11 protein-coding genes are annotated in these 20,002 nt (G+C 73.2%); 2 read left to right on the forward strand and 9 right to left on the reverse strand.

What is annotated here, in order from left to right; translation table 11 throughout:
* Positions 1-86: 86 nt before the first annotated feature.
* Both QUY26_RS27710 and QUY26_RS27715 read left to right on the forward strand, forming a co-directional pair.
* Entirely contained in the window at positions 87-4,955 is a 4,869-nt protein-coding gene (locus tag QUY26_RS27710; protein WP_289951283.1) for a DNA repair ATPase, read from the forward strand.
* Positions 4,956-5,086: 131 nt separating this feature from the next.
* Positions 5,087-6,148 carry a PucR family transcriptional regulator gene (locus tag QUY26_RS27715; protein WP_289951284.1) on the forward strand — a complete coding sequence of 354 codons (1,062 nt, stop codon included), beginning with the start codon at positions 5,087-5,089 and terminating at the stop codon, positions 6,146-6,148.
* Between the two features lie 137 nt (positions 6,149-6,285).
* On the opposite strand, the gene QUY26_RS27720 is transcribed toward QUY26_RS27715, so the two are convergent.
* From QUY26_RS27720 to QUY26_RS27760, 9 genes are all read right to left on the reverse strand, one after another.
* On the reverse strand, positions 6,286-8,205 hold the full coding sequence (locus QUY26_RS27720; protein WP_289956091.1) for an NAD(P)-binding protein: 1,920 nt from the start codon (positions 8,203-8,205) through the stop codon (positions 6,286-6,288).
* Between the two features lie 427 nt (positions 8,206-8,632).
* A complete protein-coding gene (locus QUY26_RS27725) occupies positions 8,633-9,592 on the reverse strand; it encodes a sigma-70 family RNA polymerase sigma factor (protein WP_289951287.1) in 960 nt (319 codons plus the stop codon).
* Positions 9,593-9,613: 21 nt separating this feature from the next.
* Positions 9,614-10,813 carry an NAD(P)/FAD-dependent oxidoreductase gene (locus QUY26_RS27730; RefSeq protein ID WP_289951289.1) on the reverse strand — a complete coding sequence of 400 codons (1,200 nt, stop codon included), beginning with the start codon at positions 10,811-10,813 and terminating at the stop codon, positions 9,614-9,616.
* Positions 10,814-10,985: 172 nt separating this feature from the next.
* Positions 10,986-12,506, reverse strand: a complete 1,521-nt coding sequence (locus QUY26_RS27735) for a medium chain dehydrogenase/reductase family protein (protein ID WP_289951290.1) — start codon at positions 12,504-12,506, stop codon at positions 10,986-10,988.
* A gap of 387 nt (positions 12,507-12,893) precedes the next feature.
* Positions 12,894-13,286: an STAS domain-containing protein gene (locus tag QUY26_RS27740; RefSeq protein ID WP_289951292.1), complete on the reverse strand. Its 393-nt coding sequence runs from the start codon at positions 13,284-13,286 to the stop codon at positions 12,894-12,896.
* An 869-nt stretch (positions 13,287-14,155) separates the two neighbouring features.
* The gene (locus tag QUY26_RS27745) at positions 14,156-14,719 is read right to left on the reverse strand and encodes a hypothetical protein (protein WP_289951294.1); all 564 of its coding nucleotides are present in this window, start codon (positions 14,717-14,719) and stop codon (positions 14,156-14,158) included.
* 367 nt (positions 14,720-15,086) lie between these two features.
* Positions 15,087-18,206, reverse strand: coding sequence for a hypothetical protein (locus tag QUY26_RS27750; RefSeq protein ID WP_289951297.1), 3,120 nt, complete (start codon positions 18,204-18,206; stop codon positions 15,087-15,089).
* A gap of 81 nt (positions 18,207-18,287) precedes the next feature.
* Positions 18,288-18,680: a hypothetical protein gene (locus QUY26_RS27755; RefSeq protein WP_289951299.1), complete on the reverse strand. Its 393-nt coding sequence runs from the start codon at positions 18,678-18,680 to the stop codon at positions 18,288-18,290.
* 59 nt (positions 18,681-18,739) lie between these two features.
* Positions 18,740-19,978, reverse strand: a complete 1,239-nt coding sequence (locus QUY26_RS27760) for a DNA-binding protein (RefSeq protein ID WP_289951300.1) — start codon at positions 19,976-19,978, stop codon at positions 18,740-18,742.
* Between the last annotated feature and the right edge of the window lie 24 nt (positions 19,979-20,002).

The raw sequence follows: 20,002 nt of genomic DNA on the forward strand, positions 1-20,002 counted from the left end.
CTGCCCTGCTCACGGACGACCCGCCCCCGCACGGCACGAACACCATCTCCCGCACAGCGCACGGAGCCACAGGAAAGAAGGCGGACATGGAGACCGGGACCGGTCTGGACACGGGAACGTACGAGGTGCTGCGCGACCGGCTCGCGGGACAGGCCCGGCAACTGGCCGAGCGCGCCACGGCCCTCAACGACCGTCGCACAGCCGCCTTCGGATCCACCGAACTCACCCTCACCGGCACCCGGAGCCTGCGCACCGACCGGGCCTGCGTGCCACGCGACATCGTCGCCGTCGGCGAGGCCCTGCTGTTCGGCTCCAACGTGTTCACCGGCCGCAGCACCGAGACCGCCGTCGGCGATGTCTTCGCCCTGTACGACCGCGACCTGAACCGGCTGCCCGACGACGCCGTCCCCGGCCTCCTCGACGATCCCGCCTTCGCAGCCGAGTTCTCCGCTCTCTTCCGCTATTACCGTGACGCCCACCTGCTGCAGCTGCGCAGGACCGAGGGCAAGCTGCTCGCCGTCTTCCAGACCGGTGAGAAGGCGGCGGACATCCGGGTACTGCGCTGGGCGCTGACCGGCGAGGGGCACGCGGAGTTCCTGGACGCGCGGGGCGAGCGCGATCACGCCTTCCCGCCGTCCCACGACTTCACCTGGACCCAGGCGACCCGCGAGGACCACGTCCTGGGCCGCCACCCGCACATCTCCGTCGCGGGCGAGGCCTTCGTGGCGACGGTCGGCGGCACCCTCACCGTCAAGACCGAGAACGACACCGAGACCGACAAGGGCGTCTACGCGGAGCCGGTCGACGAGCCGCTGCAGTCCCTGGCCGACGCGGACGTCGCCCACGCACGCGTGGGCCCCCTGATCCTGCTGCGCGTGCGCCCGTACAAGGAAGACACCTGGCGCCACCTGGTCCTCAACACCCTCACCGGTGCCGTCGTGCGTCTCGACGGCATCGGGCAGGCGTGCCACCGCCTGCCCGAGGACCAGGGCATCGTCTTCCCCGGCGGCTACTGTCTGGCCTCGGGGGCCCACAAGACCTTCGACGGCCTCGACACCGCCGACCTCGAGTTCGAGCGCACGGTGCGCTCACCCAACGGCGAGGACGTGCTGTACGCGTACCACGCGCGCGAGCAGGGCCGTGGCCTCCTGCTCTCGTACAACCTGATCCGCAAGGAAGTCGCGACCCCGCTGTCCTGCCACGGGCACGCGCTCTTCGGCGACGGCACTCTCGCCGTGCTGCGCGCCGAGGCCGAGGAGCACACCCGTCTGCACCCGGTGCAGACCTGGCAGTCGCCCTACGTCTCGGACACCCACGCCGCCGCGCTGCCGACCGGCGACGACGCCCTGGCCCGCATCGGCAACGCCGACCTCGTCCGCGGCATCTCCGACTGCCTGTCCCTCGCCCACGCCGCCACCGAGGTCACTCCGACCGTCGAGGTGTACCGGGCGCTCGCCGCGTCCTGCGTGCGCGCCGCCGACTCCCACCACTGGCTGGGCCAGTCCGAGGCGGGTGATCTGTGGGCCCCGCTGGACGCCCTGCGGGCCACCGCCGAACAGGTCCTCACCGAGTTCGAGACCGTCCGGACGCTCACCCGGCAGGCCGCCGACGCCCTCGCCGAGTCGGCCGTGACCATCGCCACCCTCGTGCGCCGCATCCGGGGCGAGGCACCGCGCACCGCCCCCGAATGGGTCGAGCGCCTCACCGAACTCCGCCGCGCCCAGGGGCATCTGCTCACGCTCAAGGACATGCGGTACGCCGACACGGACCGCATCGACGAACTCGCCGACGACCTGGCGGGGGACATCGCCGCGGCAGGACAGCGTGCCGTCACCTTCCTCGGCCGCTCGGACGCCTTCGCCACCCACCACGCCGACATCGAGCGGCTCACCGCCGACGCCGCCACGATCGACACGGCCGCCGAGGCGGATCCGCTCGCGGACCGGCTCCAGGAGCTGACCGAGGGGCTCCAGACCGTCACCGAGGTGATCACCGGCCTGGACATCGGCGACGCCACCGTCCGCACGGCCATCCTGGAGCGGATCGCGGAGGTACTCGCGGGTGTCAACCGGGCCCGCGCCACGCTGGAGGCCCGGCGCCGCGAACTGACCGCGCACGAGGGGCAGGCCGAGTTCGCCGCCGAGTTCTCCCTGCTCGGGCAGGCCGTCACCGGCGCGCTCGCCGTCGCGACGACAGCCGAGGCATGCGACGACCAACTGGCCCGCCTGCTGCTCCGGCTGGAGAACCTGGAGTCCCGTTTCGCGGACTCCGACACCTTCCTCTCCGACCTCGACGGCAAGCGCACCGAGGTCTACGAAGCCTTCGCCTCCCGCAAGCAGACGCTCGCCGACTCCCGGGCCCGGCACGCCGAACGCCTGGCGACCTCCGCGGCACGCGTCCTGGACACGGTGGCCCGACGCCTGAGCACGCTCACCTCCGCCGACGAGATCAACACCTGCTTCGCGTCCGACCCCATGGTCGCCAAGGTTCGCCGCGTCATCGACGAGCTGCGCGACCTCGACGACCAGGTGCGCGCCGAGGAACTGGCGGGACGGCTGAGGGACGCGCGCCAGGAAGCCGCCCGCTCCCTGCGCGACCGCACCGAGCTGTACGCCGACGGCGGCGACACCATCCGGCTGGGCCGGCACCGCTTCGCCGTCAACAGCCAGCCCCTCGACCTCACACTCGTCCCGTACGACGACGGCATGGCCTTCGCTCTCACCGGCACCGACTACCGCGCGCCCGTCACCGACGCCTCCTTCGCCGAACTGCGCCCCTACTGGGGCCAGCTCCTGCCGTCCGAGAACGCCGACGTCTACCGAGCCGAACACCTGGCCGCCCGCCTCCTGGAGGAGCACGGCGCACAGACGCTCCTCGCCACCGACGATCTGCCCGGCCTCGTGCGCGCGGCGGCCGAAGCCGCCTACGACGAGGGCTACGAACGCGGCGTGCACGACCACGACGCGACCCGGATCCTCACCTCGCTCCTGCGCCTGCACGACACCGCGGGCCTGCTGCGCCACACCCCCGAGGCCCGGGCCGACGCCCAGCTCTTCTGGACGTTCGGGACCGACAGCGAGGAGCGCGCGCTGTGGACCCGGCGAGCGGTGTCCCTGGCGCGCGCTCGCGACACCTTCGGACTCGCTCCGGCCATCGATGAATTCCGCGCCGAACTCGCCACGCACATCGGCGCACCGGCATCCGCCTACCTCTTCGAGGAACTCACCACCGGACCCGCAGGATTCGTCACCGCGGCGACGGCACGCACCTTCCTCGACAAGTTCCACCGCGCGGTCGACAGCTCGGCGTACCGGAACGACCTGGCGGACGTCACCGACCTGGCGCCGCGGCGCCAGCTCGTGGAGGCCTGGCTGTCCGCCTACGCGGCGGCCACCGGCGAAGGCGGCGACGACCTGGCCGAGGCGGTGGCCGTCGAACTCTGCCCGGGACTCGACCGCTACGACTGCGCGGCTCCCGTCGCCGAGACCGTCACGGGACTGCTCGGCACCCACCCACTCCTCGACGGCGGCCGCCTGACCGTCCGGATCGACGAACTCCTGGCCCGCACCAGGCGGTTCCGGGAGGAGACCGTACCGGGCTTCCGTGCCTACCAGGCCCGGCGCTCCGCGCTGGCCGCGGCCGAGCGCGCCCGTCTGCGCCTGGACGAGTACCGCCCCAGGACGATGTCCACCTTCGTGCGCAACCACCTCGTCGACGAGGTGTACCTGCCGCTCATCGGCGACAGCCTCAACAAGCAGCTGGGCACGGCGGGCGGCCTGCTGCTGCTCGTCTCACCGCCCGGCTACGGCAAGACGACGCTCATGGAGTACGTCGCCGACCGCCTCGGCCTGATCCTCGTGAAGGTCAACGGCCCCGCCCTCGGCCACCGCGTCACCTCGCTCGACCCCGCCGAAGCACCCAACGCCACCGCGCGCCAGGAGGTCGAGAAGATCAACTTTGCTCTGGAGGCGGGCAACAACGTCCTGCTGTACCTGGACGACATCCAGCACACCTCCCCCGAACTGCTGCAGAAGTTCATCTCCCTGTGCGACGCCCAGCGACGCATGGAAGGCGTGTGGAACGGCACGTCACGCACGTACGACCTGCGCGGCAAGCGCTTCGCCGTCTGCATGGCGGGCAATCCCTACACGGAGTCCGGCGGCCGCTTCCGTATCCCGGACATGCTCGCCAACCGCGCCGACGTCTGGAACCTCGGCGACGTCCTGACCGGCAAGGAGGACGCCTTCGCCGCCAGCTTCGTCGAGAACGCCCTGACGGCGAACCCGGTGCTCGCCCCGCTCGCGGGACGCGACCGGGCCGACCTCGACCTGCTGATCCGACTCGCCGAGGGAGAGCCCACAGCGCACGCCGACCAACTCACCCACCCCTGGGCCCCGGCTGAACTTCAGCAGATCGTCGCCGTTCTGCGGCATCTGCTCACCGCCCGCACCACGGTCCTCGCCGTCAACGCCGCCTACATCGCCTCCGCCGCCCAGGCGGACGCCACCCGAACCGAGCCGCCCTTCCAGCTCCAGGGCTCCTACCGCAACATGAACAAGATCGCCGCGCGCATCGACCCCGTCATGAACGACGCCGAACTCACCGCCGTCATCGACGACCACTACGCCGGCGAGGCCCAGACCCTCACCAGCGGCGCCGAGGCCAACCTGCTCAAACTCGCCGAACTGCGGGGCACTCTCACCCCCGAATCGGCGGCCCGCTGGGCCGAGGTCAAGAACGCCCACGCCCGGGCGAGGACTCCCGGCGGCGCCGAGGAGGACCCTTCCCCAAGCTCTGAACTCCGTTCGAACAGGGGAGACCCCGTTGTCCGTGTCGTGGACGCACTCGGTCTGCTCGCCGACCGCGTCCTCGCCGTCGAAAAGGCCCTCACCCGCGCCGCCGACCCCCGCCACGCCCTCACCAACCCCAACGCCCGGCACGCCGACCGCCCATGACAGAGCGAGCCACAGATGATTCCCTGAGGTTTCCGGGATCCGGCAGCGTCCCGCTGCCCTGCCGCTCCCCACTCGCACGAAGCGCGATAGAACGGCGTCAGGGAATCATCAAGAACTACGTTGGGGCGGACATGGCCGATCACGACATACCCGAGGAGTATCTGGACGGGTTTGCCCGCATTCTCACCGAAGCCTCGGCCACGGGGCGCAGGCTGACCCGGGACGAACTCGACTCCCGTCGCGCCCTCGGCGAACGGGCCGCCGAGGCGGGCCACGGGCTGCGTGCCCTGGTCGCCGCGCATCTGGCAGCGACACGCGAGAACCTGCCCGGCGGCGGCAGCGCCTCGGCCGACCAGATCCTGGCCACCGTCGAGCAGGCCGTCGACGCCTTCGCCGAGGGGTACGAGCGGGCCCAACGTGTCGCCGTACGCCAAGAGAGCACGGCGCGACGGGAGTTCATCGACGACCTGCTCTACGGCCGCAGCGACCTCGGACTGCTCGCCCAGCGCGCCGAGCGCTTCGGCCTGCGGCTCTCCTACGAGCACGCCGTCGCCGTCGCCCGGGGAGAGGTCGCCCATGACGAAGGCGATGCTGTGCCCCGCGAGGTGGAACGCGCCCTGATCAGCCGCTTCGGCGACCGCAGCATCCTGCTCACCACCAAGGACGGCCGCCTGGTGTGCATCGCCCCCGGCGACCAGGACGAGATCCTCACCTACTTCGCCAAGCAGGCCCATGCCGCCACCGACGGCGGGCGGGTCGCCATCGGCCGCCCGCAGCCCGGGCCCGGCGGCGTCGTCCAGTCGTACGAGGAGGCGCTGAACGCCCTCGACCTCGCCGAGCGCCTGGAACTGGACGATCCCGTCCTGCGCGCCGCAGACCTCCTCGTCTATCCCGTGCTCACCCGCGACCGTCAGGCCATGGCCGACCTGGTGCGGAGCACCCTCGGCCCGCTGCGCGACGCCCGCGGCGGCGCCCAGCCACTCATCGACACCCTCACGGCGTACTTCGACTCCGGCTGCGTCGCGGCGGAGGCCGCCCGGCGCATGGCATTGAGCGTGCGTGCCCTGACATACCGCCTGGAGCGCATCCACCGGCTCACCGGCGCGGACCCGGCCGACCCCGTGCACCGGTACATGCTGCAGACCGCCGTGATCGGGGCGCGCCTGCTGGGCTGGCCGGACGACGACTCCTGAGACGGCTGTTCCCGAGGCCGGCGGGCCTCACTTCCGGGAACCGGCGCGGGTCCGTCTTCCAGGTCGCCGACGATCGCCAACAGGATCGCGAGAACCCCCAGGGCGACGGCAGCGCAGGCGCGGCCGGAGCGGGGCGCCTATGTCTCCGGGGTGTGTGCTCGGGTCCGGCGCGGCCGCCCGAGGAGTTCGGCCAGGCCCTGGCGGGTGGCGGCGAGGACGACCCGGTCCTGTGGACGCAGTACGTAGCCGGGGTGCAGATCCCAGACCAGACCGACGGGGTGCTCGGCGCCGTCGCCGGAGGGGGCGGACGCCAGGTCCGGAAGCCGCTCGTCCGGCGCGGCGGAGTCCAGGGCCAGAACGCGCCAGGCCCCGGCCCTGAACGACTCGTCGATGGTGCGCCCTTCGAGTTGGGGGTGCCCGCCGACGTCGAGGGCGGCGACGAGCAGCACCCTGCGCTCGACGGGGATCGCGCCGAGGATCTGGCGGCCCATCATCGCTCCGGCGAAAGCGGGCGCGGCGAGGGTGGAGACGCTGCGGCTGCGGGTGAGGGCCTGGGGGTGGGCGGCACGCAGCGTGCGATACACCGCGGTGGCGAACCCGTCGTCGTACAGACGCAGCACCGCGCGCAGGTCGGGCTTGACGGAGCGTGCGTACAGGGCCGCTTCGAGATTGGTGGTGTCGCTGCTGGTCAGGGCGAGCAGGGCGTGCGCACGGTGGATCTTCGCGGCTTCCAGTACGCCCTCGTCGGTGACGTCGCCGATCACCGTGGGCACGCGCAGGCGGCGGGCCAGGGGGACGCCGCGAGCCTCAGGGTCCTCTTCCACGCACACCACGGGGATGCCGAGTTCGCGCAGCCGGGCGAGTACGCGCGTGCCGACCTTGCCGAGTCCGAGGAGGACGACATGGCCGGAGAGCCCGCGGGGCGGTCGGCGCAGGGCGGCCGCGCTGCGGAAGGTTCCCAGGGCTTCCAGGACGGCGGCGAGGAGGACGGGCAGGAGCAGCAGCCCCGCCAGGCCGGAGAGGAGTTGAAGGACCTGGCGGGTGGCGGATTCACCGAGGGCGGGGTCGTCGATGGCGAAGAGGTCGAGCAGGGTGAGGTAACCCGCATGCAGCGGGTGGGTGCGGGGAACCGTGAGCCAGTTCGCCACCGCCAGGCCGAGCACGCAGGCCGCGAGCCCGGCGAAGGACCAGCGCAGCCGAGGCGAGAACAGCGAGCCGAACGGCAGGCCGCGACCTGCCAGACGGCCCGGAGGAAGTGCGGGACCGGCGTGCGAGATGGTCTCGAGGACGACGGTGCCGCGGCCCGTGGCGGCGGCCACCGTGCGGTCGTCGGGCAGCAGTTGGGGACCCTCCCCTTGGCCGCTGTCGTCCGAACCTTCCGCTCCGCCCGGGTCGTTGGTGGTGGCCGACAGGAGAGCGAGGGTGCACAGGCCGGGGTCGGCGACCTGATCGCGGCGCGGCGGGGTGCGTTCCACGGCGCGAAGGAGGAGCCCGTCGGCCTGGACGACCTTGTTCGTCCCGGCGACGGCGGTGGCCGCGAGGGCGGGGGCAGCGGTGTCGGCGTCGGACAGGACGGTGGTGGAGGTGTCGAGTGCCGTCAGGTCGAGCCCGGGAGCGGCGACAGCCGCGGCCTGGTCGAGGAGCTGCGCCAAGTGCTGGCCGAGCTTGCGGTTGTAGAGCCGGATCACCAGGCGCAGCCGGGGATTGAGCCTGCGGGCGGCCAGGGCGGCATGGATGTTCGTCTCGTCGTCGTCGTGGACGAGGGCGAGCGCGGCTGCCTCGCGCACGCCCGCCCGCACCAGGGTCGCCTCGTCGGGGCCCGGGGCCTCAAGGACCCGTGGCTCCAGTGCGCCCCCGCCGTCGGGGACCCGGGCCGGGCGGCCCACGACCGCCTGCATGCGGCCGAGCAGAGCGGCGGCTGCCCTGCCCGCCGAACCGGTACGGGCTCCCGCGCCCACCCGCGTGGACGGTACGACGACGGTGACGGCTTCGCGGTAGACGGCATGCAGCTCTGCGGCCAGCCGTTCGGCGAGCGCGTCATCGCCGCACACGATCATGTGGCCCGCGGACGGCACCTGCTGCGTCTGGTGAGGAAGAGAGGACACATCACGTGGAGCACGGTGGGGGGCTCGCTGGTTCCCGTGCTCCGCCACTTGCCCGATGGCCCCCTGCGCGGCGGTCGGCAGCCAGCCGGGAGCTTCGCTCCGTTCACCGTCCGCGCTGTCGGCCGAGGGCGCGGTGCTGTCCGCCGAATCCCCTGGAACAGCCGTCGTACCCGGGAGGCTTCGGGGGCGTCGACCTGTGACTGGATCTCTCGGGTGCGGGGGGCGACACGCGCGTACCCGGGACGGATCTCCGTCCGGGCGACGGGTGCCGGGTGCCGGGCGACGGTGCCGGGAGCTTCTGCACCGGTGGAGCGGACCAGGCCGGGGCGGTACCTGCTGGGTGACGCGGGCGCCGTACCCGCCCGCTGTCGCTGTCGGGTCACCACTGGGCGAGGAGCGGCGCGTCCGGGTCGTGCTGCCGCCAGGCCTCGGTGAGGCGGGCGAGGCGGGTGGGGGCGGCGATGCCGCGCACGGTGGCGATTCTGCCCCCGGTGAGGTCGAACGTCACGGCGCCGATGACCTGGTCGCCGATGACGAAGAGGACGGCGGGGGCGCCGTTGACGAGCGCGTAGTGGATGGCGGGCGTGCCGCCGGCGAGTCGCCGTTTCGCGGGGGTGGGCTTGAAGCCGGCCCGTGCGATGGCGGCGATTCGCCGCGGGGTGTCGAACTGCAGCAGCTTCTCGGTCAGGCCGGCGCCGTCGGAGATCGCGGTCGCGTCGTCGGTGAGGAGTGCCACCAGGCGTTCGGTGCGGCCCGAGGAGGCGGCGGCGAGGAATTCCTCGACGATCCCGCGGGCGGACGCCGGGTCGACTTCGGCGTCACCACCGCGGCGGCGCGCGGCGGTGACGCGCTGCCGGGCCCGGTGGAGGTGCTGCTGGCTCGCGGAGGCGGTGATGTCGAGGATCTCGGCGATCTCGGCGTGGCTGTGGGAGAACGCTTCGCGCAGGACGTAGACGGCCCGCTCCAGCGGTGACAGGCGCTCCATGAGCGTCAGCACGGCCAGGGAGACCGATTCGCGTTGCTCGAACGTGTCGGCCGGGCCGAGCATCGGGTCGCCGTCGAGGAGCGGTTCGGGCAGCCAGGCGCCGACGGCGCGTTCGCGGCGGGCCTGCGCCGAGCGGAGCCGGTCGAGGCACAGGTTGGTGACGACCTTGGCCAGCCACGCTTCCGGCACCTTGATCCGATGCCGGTCGGCGGCCTGCCAGTGCAGGAACGCATCCTGCACGGCGTCTTCCGCGTCGGCGGCGGAGCCCAGCAGCCGGTACGCCAGCGAGGCCAGTCGGTTCCGGCCGGCCTCGAACCGACGGGTGTCGAAGCGATCAGTGGCGGTGTCGTCCACGCGAACCCTCTCGTCAGGCGGCTACGCCACCGTCTTCTCGGCTGACGCATCCGGTACGGCGGCCAGGCGGCGCTTGAGCTTGGGCAGGCCGAAGGTCGGGTGGGAGGTGGTCCACAGCGACATCCTGAGGATGCCCCCTTTGATCCGCGCGGCTTTCCGGCCGCTCACATAACCCGGCTTCGCCCGCGCTTCGTCGTCGACCATCTGCAGGATCCCGTCCCGCCGCCCGAGACTGATGTGGTTGCCCAGGTACGCCAGTTTGGTGTTCCGCATGCTGCGGCCGGTCAGGCGCCCCACGATCGCGGCCGTGGCCTGCATGGCGGTGCAGCCGGCCGAAGCGCAGGACATCGGCAGCGGCCTGCCGTTGTCGCCGAGGGCGTAGGCACTGTCGCCGACGGCGTGGACGTTCGGGTGCGAGAGCGAGCGCATGGTGCGGTCGACGACGATCCGACCGGTCCCGGTGACCTCGAGCCCGCCGTCGGCGGCGATGGGGCTGACCGCGAACCCGGCCGTCCACACGGTCGCGTCGGACGCCAGGGCGGTGCCGTCCGCGCACAGCACCCGCGCCGCTTCGACGGCTTCGACGCCGGTGTGCTCCAGGACGGTGATGCCCAGCCGGTCGCAGGCCCGGCGCAGATGGCCGCGGGCCCCGGCGGCGAGCGAGGCGCCCAGTTCACCGCGGGCGACCAGCGCCACCGACAGGCCGGGCCGGGATTCGGCGATCTCGGTGGCGGTCTCGATGCCGGTCAGCCCGTCTCCGACGACGAGCACACTGCCGCCCCCGTCCCGCCTGCTGAGGCTGTCCAGGCGCTCGCGCAGGCGCAGCGCCGCCGGACGACTGGTGACGTGGAAGGCGTGCTCGGCCACGCCGGGGACGCCGCGGTCGGCGACGTGGCTGCCGAGCGCGTAGAGGAGGGTGTCGTAGCCGAGCTCGGCGATGCCGTTGGAGTCGGCCACGGCGACGACCTGCCGCTCGGGGGCCACGGCGGTGACACGGGCCAGGCGCAGCCGTATCCCCGTGCCCGCGAAGACGTCGTCGAGCCGCGGGGCCTCGATCTCCTGGCCGGCCGCGAGCTGGTGCAAGCGCAGCCGCTGGACGAAGTCCGGCTCGGCGTTGACCACCGTGATGTCGGTGTCCGCCGGGGACAGCCGACGGGCCAGGGTCCCGGCCGCGTAGGCCCCGGCATAGCCGGCGCCGAGGACGACGATGCGGTGCTTCATGCGATGCTCCTGTCAGTTGCCTGCCTTCCTTGACTTGAGCGGAGCAGCGCCCTGATTCCTGACAGGAAGTGCGTGTGACACGGGTCACTGGGCGCGGGGGCGGGGGGCTGCTCCCCGGCCGGGTCGAGCAGCCGAAGTCGGCCGGGCGACGCCATGCGTGTCCCCGGCGTGCTCAGTGATCGCCAGGCCGTTGGGGGTCGGCCAGGGCGTGCCTCGGCCCGATCGAGCGGCACGGATGGCACAGGAGCACGTACTTGCCGCTCAAGTGCCCTTGGCCGAGGCGCCGATGGGCCTGTGCTGCCCGCGCGAGGGGCAGGGCCGTGACCGGGGGCGGGCTGATCTCGCCCGCGTCGAGCAGCCGGAACAGCTCATCGAGGTCCTGGCGGTACCAGTCGGGGTGCCGGTCACGGAGTTCGGCGATCCGGTACGTCGTCACGTGCTTGTGGCTCGGCAGCGCCGTGGCCGCGAAGAGCAGGGCGCCCACGGCGTGGAAGCCGAGGGTGCGGGCCAGGCTGCGCCGGCCGTGGGAGAGCGCGGCGTGATGGCCGAACAGGACCAGCCGTCCGCCGGGGCGCAGGGCCCGGAACGAGTCCCAGGCGGTACGGCCGCCGATGCCGTCGAGCACGACATCCGCGCCGCCGTCGGTCAGCGCGCGCACCCGCGCGGCCACGTCCTCGCGCGTGTAGTCGACGGGTGTGGCGCCGAGGGCCGCGACCTGCTCGGTGGTCGCGCCCGCGGCCGTGCCGTACATCTCCAGGCCGTCGCGCGGCCCGAGTTGGAGGGCGGCGATGCCCACCGCGCCCGCGGCGCCCTGGACCAGGACGCGCTCCCCCTTGCGTACGCGGGCGACGCGGTGCAGCAGTTGGTACGCCGTCACGTAACTGAGCAGGAGCCCCAGTGCCCGAAGCGGGTCCAGGCCGGACGGCAGTGGCACCAGGCGCTGGGTGGGCAGGCAGATGTGGCCGGTGTAGGCGCCGTACACGGTCAGCGCCGCGACTCGCTGCCCGGACGACCATCCCAGGACCCCCGGGCCGAGCTCGTCGATGACACCGACCAGGTCGTAGCCAGGCGTGAACGGCGGCTTCGGCCCGCCCGGGTAGACGCCCTCACGCAGGAGTGCGTCGGTGAAGTTGACCTCCGCGGCCGTGACGGCGACCCGGACTTCTCCGTACCCGGGCTCCGGGACGGCCTCCGTGATCAGCTGGAGCGTCCGGGGGCCGCCGTGGCGTGTGACGACGATCCGGTGATTCGCTGCCTCACCGGCATGGGGCGCGGGGCCGGGCCTGTGCGGCCGCAGCCGCACCACTACCACCCCGCCGTGGGGGACCCGGGCCCAGGGAAAGCGGCGGCGGTACAACCGCAGGGCGTCGCGGGCCTCGTGCGGCAGGACGGCGCTGTCGAGAACGTCAGCGGTGGCGGCGACCTCGCGGTCGCGGAGGCGGAGTCGGACCGGCGCCGACGGACGCAGGGCGCGCCACCAGCTCTCGAGGCGGGCGTCGCCCACGAGGACGTGGATGACGTCACCGTCGGTGGAGCGCGCGTAGCGGACAGGGACGGTGCGGACGGGCCCGCTCGGGTGGCTCGCGTAGCTGATCAGCAGCAGCCTGCCGCTGAGCAGCCAGTGGGCCCGCGAGCGCAGCACGATGCGGGCGACGGCGTGAGCAGCATGGGTCGTACGGGTGGGCAGACGCATGGCGTCTTCCTCCTTCGCCGCCTTCCGGTCCTTCCGGTTCCTTCCGGTCCTTCCTGTGCTTGCTTCCAGCCTGCGCGGGGGCGGGCATCAGTGTCGCGGGGCCGAAGGGCTCGTGGCGGGGTGCGGACGGCTCTGCCCTCGGCGTCAGGGCTGACGGTGTCAGGGCTCACGGCCGTCGCCACCTCGGCGCCCGAGCCTCCTCGGGGGCAGCTCCTCCGGAGGGACTTGAACCGGCCGGAGGAGGCTGTCGGTCGGGACGGAGCAGTCCGGCAAGGTGCTGTCTCGCCTCCGCGGGGTGGAGGCCCAGCGGGTTGAGATCATGTGCATTCCCGTCCACAGGACGCGCTCCACCCGGGCGACCGGTGTCTTCCCCTCACGCAGTGTGGCTCATCCGTGCACGATGGGAGTCCCGTGGTGGGGTGTGTGCCGACCCAGTGCCTCGGCGAGGGTGTGTACGGGGTCGAAGACGGAGTCGAGACGGGTGATGTGCAGGACGCGGCGTATCAAGGGGTGCGGGCAGACGAGTTCGAGGTTGCCCTGGCGGGTGGTGACGCGGCGGTGGGCGTGGCACAGCAGCCGGAGTCCGGAGCAGTCCAGGAAGGTCACGAGGGTCAGATCGATGACCACGAACTGTTCGGGCGTCTCGGTCGCCGCGTCCACGTGCGGCATCAGCTGGAGGAGGGCGGCGATGTCGATCTCGCCGGTCAGCTCCAGGACGGTGTGACCGTGAGCGTGGTAGCGGCGCAGCCGCTCTGGCGTGGGCGGAGAGGGTGGAGTCATGTCGGTGGACCTGGGGAGGCGGGCTGCGGGAAGGGCCGTGGGCGGGGCCAGTAGCCGAGGGGTCGCCGGGGTCTGGGGCGGCATGACACGGTACGGGTGGGGGGAAGGGCGCGGGGCGAAGCAGGTGGGCAAGGGGCCTCACCGGCATGGATGCCCCGCGTGAAGAAATTGCAGCACCGCGCGCCGCCGGTGTCAGCAGGCAAGAGGGGTGAACTTTCTGTGAGTTGGGGCCTGCCCCGGTAGTTCCGGGAAACGGGCTCCCGCGCGTGTGTCGTGGGACCGCACGATGCGCGCTGCCATGGCCCCCGGCCGAGGCGGGACCCACCCCCGCGAAACGGTGAGACTCACCGCGTCGCGAGCGCCCAGGACGGAACGGAGGACCGGGCGCCCGCAGCGCCCGCCCTTCCCGTCGGGACGGGAAACGCAGGGCGGACCGTGCTCACCGCCTCGCAGGCTCCTCTCCTCGTCTTCAGCGTGGCCCGGGACCGAGCCTTTCCGGGAACGGGCTTCTGGCCCTCAGCAGGCCGCCGTCCGGCTTTACTTGGCGACCGGCGTGCCACACGGCCGGTCCCGCCCGAGCGTTGGCCCCTCATGGCCGATGCGCTGTGGGGGAGCGGCCCGCCGCCGATGCGGAGGATGCGACGGGCCGCAGCCGGGAAGACCACACCCCCCTCATCGAGTCGGCCTTCCCGTGCCGCCCGCGCGGGCTCGGGGACGTCGGGAGGGCTGATCCCGGACGTACCGCGCGGGCGGTGGGGCCGAAGCCGCCGCATCCTGCCCGATGAAACGGCTCTCCGCCGTATCGGTTGCCCGGCCGACGAATTCCCTCAACCCTCGTCGGCCGGGAAACGGCCCTCACGCCGGCTGCATCACGGGGTCGCGGCGCGGGGCTGGGGGAGGGAGCTGTCGCGATGCTGCCGACGTGGCATCGCCTGCTCCCACGGGGCATGCGTACCGAGCCGTATGTGTCCGTCGGGCGTGCGGTGCAACTGCAGTCCGTCGGCGTGCGGATCGGCCGTCAGAGGGTCGACACCCGGCCGCACGCCATGGAGATGGAGGGTGTTGTCGGCGGTGACCGGCAGCCAGGCCGGAGGGCCGAACCACACTGGTGCGCTGTAGTCGGTGACGGCCAAGGTCACCGTCGTCCCGTCAGCTGTCACGGTGAGGCTGATGCGCGGTGTGCTGCTGTGGCCGACGAGGTAGTGGGCCGCGATCCTGACCGTGTCCTCCGTACGCTTGAGCAGCCACCTGGAGGCCCCGGCCCTGGCCAGGGCCGCGACCGCCACATCCGCCAACAGCGCCAGGTCCCTGGAGGAGCGTCCGGCCTCCACGGTCAGCGACAGCCTGTGATCACTTTGCGGCGCCGACTGCTGCCCGGCGGCGTCGTCCTCAAGAAGGCGGGGCAGCCCACGCACCTCAACGGTTCGTCCCATCGACGCCTCCCCTGCGCCTTGAGCACGTAACAACGCGGACGCAAGACGACCCGTGGGGGCATGGCCTCGCGTACAAGCGGCACGAGCCTGGGTCCAGGGCGTACCCGGGAGGCTACGACTCCACCGGCAGCCGGTCCAGGTGCCTCGGGCCACAAGTACGGGACCTCTGACCCATTGACCGCGTAGGGGCGCTCGGCCACCCGTGGGCCGACGACACCTCTGCAGGCTCCGGAGCGAATCGGGGTGGGGGCGGGCATGTCCGGCTCCCCGGTGAAACCGGAGGGGAGACGGGTCACCGCTTGGGGTCGAGCCCCACCCGCCCCCTGGTTCGGGGAGGGGTGGGGTCGGCGCACCACGAGGGCCCACCTCACTGGTGGTCGCGTACCTCTCGCCGCCTGTGGGCGATCGCCGCGAGCAACGTCCCTGCCGCGAGCAGCGCCGCAGCGATTCCCGACGCCATCCACATGCCCCCCGCCCCGGTGTCCGGCAGCGGCGGCGTCGGGGTCGACTCCGACGGTGAGGGGGACGGGGAGTCGGAGGGGGAGGGGGAGTCGGAGGGGGACGGCGACGGGGAGTCGGACGGGGACGGTGAGGGGGAGGGGGAGTCCGACGGTGAGGGGGACGGCGAAGGTGAGTCGGACGGGGACGGGGAGGGGGAGGGGGAGTCCGACGGTGAGGGGGACGGCGAAGGTGAGTCCGACGGGGACGGGGACGGGGAGGGGGAGTCCGACGGTGAGGGGGACGGCGACGGGGACGGGGAGTCCGACGGCGAGGAGGACGGCGAAGGTGAGTCCGACGGAGACGGCGACGGCGAAGGTGAGTCCGACGGGGACGGCGACGGAGAGGGCGACGGGGGCCGGTGGATCTCGTCGACCACCCAGGGGGCCTCCGTCGCGAGGAGGCGGCGGGTCGTGCCGTCGGGCTGGCGGCGGTCGCCCGCGATGGCGATCTTGTTCCAGGTGCGTTCGCCGCCCTCGAACGGCTCGTCGTCGGGGCCGCGCTCGGGCACGGCCATGGTCCAGCGGAGCGTGTAGCGCTCGCCGGCCGAGAACACATGGTCGCCGAAGTCGAAGCGGACCGAGCGGATCCGGCTCCAGTCGGTGACTTGGCCCGCTGGTACGAAGGACGGGTCGGGGCGGCCTTCGCACTGGAAGGGGGCGCTGTCGTCCGGGGTGTTGTCCATCTCGGGGCGGCACGGGTCGGCCTTGTCCGAGTAGGTGATGGTCACAGGGGCCGAGCCCGCGTCGATGGGCCCGGTGAGCCGGGGGCGCCACTCGCTCGTGACGTCGTCGCCGTACCGCCCGCTGGTGACGCCGGTGGTGTCGGGGGCGGGCAGCAGGTCGTAGGCGACGACGTTGGTGAGGGCGGTGTTGCCCATGTTGCCGAGGACGGTGCGGTACTCGACGGTGCCGCCGATCGCCGACTGTCCGACCTCGTCCTCCTTGCCGGGGACCTCCGCCGAGCCCTTGAACGCGTCGTCCTCGTCGCCCTTGACCTCCTTGGTCACGAACAGCGCGGAGGACTCGGCGATCGCGAAGTCGTCGGTGGCCTCGGCGACGTTCTCGCCGGTGTTCCCGTCGCCGTCGATGTCGTGGCGGTCGGTGGTGCGGGTGTTGATGGGCCGCTCGGCGTCGTAGAGGCCCGCGCGGTTGCCCGCGTAGTCGGCGTCGCCGGGGGAGCCGCCGTAGGTGCCGCTGGCGACGCCGGGCTCGACGGTCGTGCGGAAGGTGTAGACGCAGGAGGAGTCGTCGGCGGGGATCTCGGCGCCGGGTTCGGCGGTCAGCTCGACGCGGGTGCGGCCGTCGGGGATCTCGGGGCCCGCGGTGACCGTCTCGGTGAAGCGGTCGCCCGCGGGGCAGTGGTCGGGCTGGTCGTCCGCGAGGGCCCAGGAGCCCTTCACATAGGTGAGCTGGCGGGGTACGAGGTCGACGAAGCGCGGGCGCAGCGGTGAGGAACCGGTGCGGTAGCGGTCGTTGGTGAGCGTCACCGTCCAGGTGTGGCTGCCGCCGGGGCCGACGGGCGCCGGGTCGGTGGACTTGGCGAGCTCGGGCTGGGAGACCTCGGGTTCGATGTGGAAGCTCGCGCAGGACTCCTCGTCGGCGCTGCCGCTGCCGCCGGTGAGGCCGAGGCGGGCGCAGTTGTCGACGTCGCCGCTGCCTCCGGGGATCTCGGAGCCGTCGGCGCGGCCGGAGACCTGCACGACGAGGTCGGTGCCCGCGGGCAGGCGCGGCACGTCGACGCGCACGGAGACGAGGTCGCCCGAGCCGCGCAGGTCGATGCTCTGCCCGGACGGTGTGAGGGTCTCGGTGCTGCCGTCGCGCCGGGTCACGACCACCGACCAGTCGCCGCCGTAGGCTCCGCCGGACGGGGTGGACAGGCTGAGGACCTGGGGGTCGAACCCGGCGGGCAGGGGGTCGCTGAGGCGGGCGTCGGCGGCGTCGGTGCCGGTGTTGGCGAAGCGCAGCACGTACGACACGCGCTGGCCGTCGGCGGCGAGCGGCGGGTCGACGGACTTGTCGAGGGTGCCGGACACCTCGCCGCCGCCGGAGCCGACGACGGTGTCGGCCGTGTCGGTCTTGGTGATCTTCTCGGTCTCCGGCCCGTACGGGTCGCCGGTGACGGACGCGGTGTCGGTGAGCGTGGTGCCGTCGGCGACGTCAGCGCGCACCTTCACGCGGATCTCGTGCACGACGCCGTAGGGGTAGCTCTTGACCTGCGCCAACTGGTCGCCGGGCCGGTCGGGTTCGGTGTCGACGGGCCAGCTGACGGTGCGGGTCGCCGCGTCGTAGGTGTAGCCCGCGGGGGTGGCGTCGACGAGGTCCACGCCCTCGGGGAGCACGTCGGTGAGGACGGCGTTCTCCAGGGCGAGGTTGCCGCGCGGCCGGTTGGCGTTCCGGGGGTCGTTGGTGGCGGTGACCTTGTACGTGATGGTCTCGCCGGGCCGGGCGCGGGAGGGGCCCTCCTTGCGGACGGCCGGGTTCGGCTCGGCGGTCACCTCGACGACGGCGTCGTCGGTGCTGGGGGTGCCGTCGCCGTTGCCGGCGGTCGCCGACATGCCCGCCCTCTGGTCGCCGGGCGGCGTCCAGTAGTCCTCGGTGGGCCAGCTGACGGTGAGCTGGGAGCTCTGCCCGCTGGCGATGGAGCTGTACGTGACGGTCACGGTGCCGTCGTCGGCCGCGCTCACACCGGTGACACCCGGCGGGTACGGCTGCGACACCACGCCCTTGCCCAAGGCGCCGGGCGGGGGCGTGAAGGTGACGGTCACCGCCTGGCAGTCGCCGGGGATCGAGCACTGGATGAACCCGTTGTACGTGACGTGGTCGCCCGCGGGCACCGGCGACGTGCCCGGGTCGAGCCGCACGCTCATCCGGGGGTCGACGCGGGCCTCGCTGTCGTGGGGCACGAGGGCGAGCGCCGCGAGGGCGGCGACGAGGACGGCCACCGCGGCGACGAGCGCGCGACGGTACCGATGGGCGATGGGGACCACAGCACTTCCGACCGCGAGGGGACCTGAGGACGCGTCAACTGTGCGGTGGCGGAGGGCGGCTTCGACCGCTACGACAAGGCGTTAAGCCCACGTTTCACCTGAAAGGCCCCGTGTCGGGGGCTGCCCCGCGGCCCACGCCCACGCCGGCGCCGGTGCCGGCACTGGCGTCGGCGCCCTGCGGGGACACGCGGGCGGCTGCGCGAAGCGCACATCCAAGGGTGACGTCCCGCACGGCTCCTGCTGTGCCTTCAGGAACGCCAGGCCCACGAGGAAGGCCGTCCCGACGAGGATCACGTGGGTGAACGCGGTCCGCCAGAAGCGGAGCAGTGCGGCGACGCGGAATCCGCCGGCCGCCAGCAGTCCCACGAACATGAGGACGCTGTCCTCGAAGGTCTCCGCGTCCCGAGCGCCTTCCGGGGGCGACGCACCGATTCCGGACGCGACGATCGCGTAGCCCGCGACGAGCAGGACCATGAGGTCGAGGACCGCCGCGGCCACGGCCAGCGGTCAGTCGCTCCGGCCCGGTTCACGTCTCATGCGGCGATTCTTCTCGCTGGGGCCCAAGGAGGGCTGAGCAGGCGTACTCCGAAGGGGGCGCAGGGGGTGCAGGGGGTGCAGGGGGTGGGCCGGGTGTCCGGGAGGGCCTGGGCAGGGGCTTGCGGCGGCAGCGACTCCAGGAGGTGCACCGCCGCGTCCCGCGCGGACGCCGGGACGCGGTCGGGGCCGTGCAGGACGCGGCGCGCGGTGCCCCGCAGGCGTTCGGTGGTGCGGGCGGAGCCGATGTCCGCCGCGCGCGGGGCGAGGTCCGCCACGAGCAGTTCCGCGTCGGTCCACGCGCCGGCGCCGGTCAGGGCGGCCAGGAGGTGGGCCGTGAACAGGTGCCGGTAGGACGGGTCGCCGGAGGCGGTGGCGGCGCGGCGCAGCAGCGGGACGGCGCGGCCGAAGTCCCCCAGGCGGGCGGCGACCCAGCCCCGGTGGCCGGTCAGTTCGCGCTCGTCGAGCCACCACGCCCACGCGGGATCGCGCCCCGAGACGCCGTCGAGGAACAGGCTTCCGGCGCGGGCCATGAGCTCCGCCGGCTCGCGCCGGGCGCCCCGCATCGCCGTCGCGTGGGCCTCGCGGATCCGTACGAGGGCCGCGACGCGCGGCGGCAGCGGGCGGGGGCCCCGGGCCCGGGCGGCGGCGGCGAGGGCGGCCCGGGGCTGCCCGATGTGGGCCAGGAGCATGCTGTCGTTGAGCAGGGTGAGGCGGGCCGTCCAGCGGTCCCCGCACAGCTCGGCGAGGGCGAGCGCGCGGGCGTTCATCCGGTGGGCGGCCCCGTGGAGCCCGGCGTCGAAGAGCACCCACCCGATCACCTCGCACAACTCCGCGAGCACGGCGAGCCGGTCACTGCCCGCGCCCGCGAGCGACGCGGGGTCGGCGGTCACCTCGGGCACCGCGCGTACGACGGCCCGGGCGAGGGGGACGGCGGTGACCCCGCCTCCGGCGGAGTCCAGGCCGATGAGCCGCCGGGTGACGGCGCGGAGCGCTTCGAGGCCGGGGCGGGGGTGGCCGCAGCGGTCGTGGTCGGACAGGCCGAGGCCTGCGCCCGGGTCAAGGGCTGCGCCCAGGCCGAGGCCTGCGCCCGGGTCAGGGGCTGCGCCCGGGTCGAGGCCTGCGCCCGGGTCAGGGGCTGCGCCCGGGTCGAGGCCTGCGCCCGGGGCGAGGCCCGTAGCTGGGCCAGAGGCTGCGCTCGGCGCAGATCCTGCGCCCGACCTCAAGTCCCGTCCCATGCCCGTACCCAAGCCCTCGCCCGC

Origin of the sequence: Streptomyces flavofungini (assembly GCF_030388665.1) — a bacterium.
Lineage (GTDB): Bacteria > Actinomycetota > Actinomycetes > Streptomycetales > Streptomycetaceae > Streptomyces > Streptomyces flavofungini_A.